General features: G+C 37.1%; 3 protein-coding genes. All 3 read right to left on the minus strand.

Annotated features, from left to right (window positions below; genetic code table 11):
* Window positions 1–534: 534 nt before the first annotated feature.
* On the minus strand, window positions 535–1,098 hold the full coding sequence (gene ahpC / locus QZ548_RS08920) for an alkyl hydroperoxide reductase subunit C (RefSeq protein ID WP_004698190.1): 564 nt from the start codon (window positions 1,096–1,098) through the stop codon (window positions 535–537).
* A 188-nt stretch (window positions 1,099–1,286) separates the two neighbouring features.
* Window positions 1,287–1,502 (minus strand): hypothetical protein, encoded by a 216-nt coding sequence (locus tag QZ548_RS08925; protein ID WP_060924401.1) that lies wholly within the window; start codon window positions 1,500–1,502, stop codon window positions 1,287–1,289.
* A gap of 9 nt (window positions 1,503–1,511) precedes the next feature.
* Window positions 1,512–2,660: CTP synthase (locus QZ548_RS08930; RefSeq protein WP_295869812.1), on the minus strand; the 1,149-nt coding region annotated here is incomplete at its 5' end.

Here is a 2,660-nt window from a genome sequence, read left to right on the forward strand (position 1 = left end):
GGTTTATCTTGACCTTGCTCTGCTAAATCGATGAGAACCATCAATGCATAGCGACCTTTTGTGGAAATCCTCATATATCTTGCCTCTCTTTGTAAAAGTTAGTGCTAACACACCCCATGTTATAAAGCACTTATCCTACTTCATTTATAAAACCTTGTGTATCACTAGGAATTAATTTCATTATAGACCACTAATTTCAAAAATGCAAGAACTTATTTCCTACTTTTACAAGGGGGTATTTAAAACCCTTATATTTATTGGCCTAAGCCTATATTATTGATTTATTTTATTATATTATTAGACTTGCAATCACACCTAACGAAACATTAATTATTTTACATAACACAAAAGGACTAGCCCGAAGGCCAGTCCTTTTGCGTATAGTTTGTAGTTTGTTATATGAGGTTTACCATGATGAATTGGAGAGGGTTCATCTGGTATTGGGACTTACCGTATCGTCAGGAAAACGATGCGCGCCCGTTTTGTCATTTGAGGAGTTGTCTAGATTATTCTAGCGTTTAAGTTATTTATAAATTAGATTTTACCTACTAGATCAAGACCTGGTTTCAATGTGTCTTTACCTGGTTTCCAACGTGCAGGACACACTTGATCACCATGTTTTGCTACGAATTGAGCTGCTTGTACTTTACGAACCAATTCCTCAGCAGAACGGCCGATACCCATATCATGGATTTCAGCTGTACGAACGAAACCTTCTGGATCTACTACGAATGTACCACGGTAAGCCATAGCAGATTCTTCTTGGAATACGTCGAAGAAATCAGCTAATTCATGTTTTTTATCAGCTAACATGTAGTACTCGATTTTATTAATGCTTGGAGAAGCATCAGACCATGCTTTGTGAACGAATTCAGAGTCACAAGATACGGAGTAAACTTCGCAACCTAGTTCTTTCAATTCTGCATAAGAGTTTTGTACGTCTTCTAATTCTGTAGGGCAAACAAATGTGAAGTCTGCTGGATAGAATACGAAGATGGACCATTTGCCCAACACATCGGCAGTACTAACTTTTACTAATTCAGGTTTTTTGAAAGCATCTAGAGTAAATTCAGGAAGTTGTTTACCAATAATAGACATGTCATGTCCTCCTTGTGTGAGTTTCAAATTGTAATGATTATATTTGTATTGGTGCACTTAACACCATTGCTATATCTATCTTTGTCTATATAATAACAAATATCATTCAAGATTGCAAGTGTTATTTTTAAATTTATCGATATATTTTTCCAATATTTTTCGATATGAATAAAAAAGAAGAAAGATGCTCATTTCTGAGCATCTTTCTTCTTTTTACGTACTACAATAGATTTACTACTTACAGTAGCATGATCAAAAGCGATTAAACCCGCTACATTAGCAAGCCCTCTCCGTGCTATATGACCAGTTGTAGATTGTTCTTTACCCGATTTACCATATACAAACTGCTCTAATTTAAGTGCAGCTAATATAAATATACCTATAATAGATAAAAGAGATCCCATGGCTCTACTCTATTTTTTTAGTTCCAAAATCGCATCTACGAAACCGCGGAATAATGGATGTGCATTATTTGGACGGGATTTAAGTTCTGGATGCGCTTGTGTACCGATGAAGAATGGATGGTTCTTCACTTCAATACTTTCAACTAAACGACCATCTGGAGATGTACCAGAGATAACAAGACCAGCATCAGTCAATTGTTGACGATATTCATTGTTGAACTCATAACGGTGACGATGACGTTCATAAATCAAATCTTCACCATAAGCTTCATGAGTTTTTGTACCTGCTTCTACTTTGCATGGATAGATACCTAGGCGCATTGTACCGCCTTTTTTATCTACATCCACTTGATCACTCATCAAGTCGATTACTTTGTACTTAGCATTTTCGTCAAATTCGCTAGATGTAGCACCTTCCATGCCACATACGTTGCGAGCAAATTCCATTACTGCAGATTGCATACCAAGGCATAGACCAAGATATGGAATATTGTTTTCACGAGCGTATTGGATTGTGCGGATTTTACCTTCTACACCACGGGAACCAAATCCACCAGGTACGATGATACCTTCAACACCATCAAATACCTCTTTAGGATCTACAGATGTATCATCAAGTTCTTCGGAGTCAATCCAACGAATATTCACTTTAGTACCCGTAGCAATACCAGCATGATCTAGAGCTTCAACTACGGATAAATACGCATCATGCAATGCTACATATTTACCAACGATAGCAACTGTAATGTCTTTACTAGGGTTCAAGATTTTATGAACCATTTCTTTCCATTCAGTCATATTGCAAGGGCGTTCTTCAAGGCCTAATTTTTTGATAACAATATCATCAAGACCTTGATCTTGCATCATCAATGGTACTTCATAGATGGAGCTGCAAGTTTGGTTTTCAATAACTGCTTCTGGTTCTACGTCACAGAACAAAGCAAGTTTTTCTTTCATTTCATCAGAAATGTGTTTTTCGCTGCGGCATACCAAGATATCTGGTTGAATACCAATGCTGCGCAATTCTTTTACGCTGTGTTGTGTAGGTTTAGTTTTCAACTCGCCTGCTGCATTGATGTAAGGCACCAATGTTACGTGAATGTAAAGTACATCATTACGACCTACTTCTTTTTTCACTTGGCGGATAGCTTCCATGAA

It is taken from the genome of uncultured Veillonella sp. (assembly GCF_915069625.1).
In the GTDB taxonomy this organism is placed as follows: Bacteria; Bacillota; Negativicutes; order Veillonellales; family Veillonellaceae; genus Veillonella.

Excerpts from the sequence above, each read along its gene's own strand:
- QZ548_RS08925 (WP_060924401.1), bottom strand. The coding sequence starts at position 1,502 with ATGGGATCTCTTTTATCTATTATAGGTATATTTATATTAGCTGCACTT.
- ahpC (WP_004698190.1), bottom strand. The coding sequence starts at position 1,098 with ATGTCTATTATTGGTAAACAACTTCCTGAATTTACTCTAGATGCTTTC.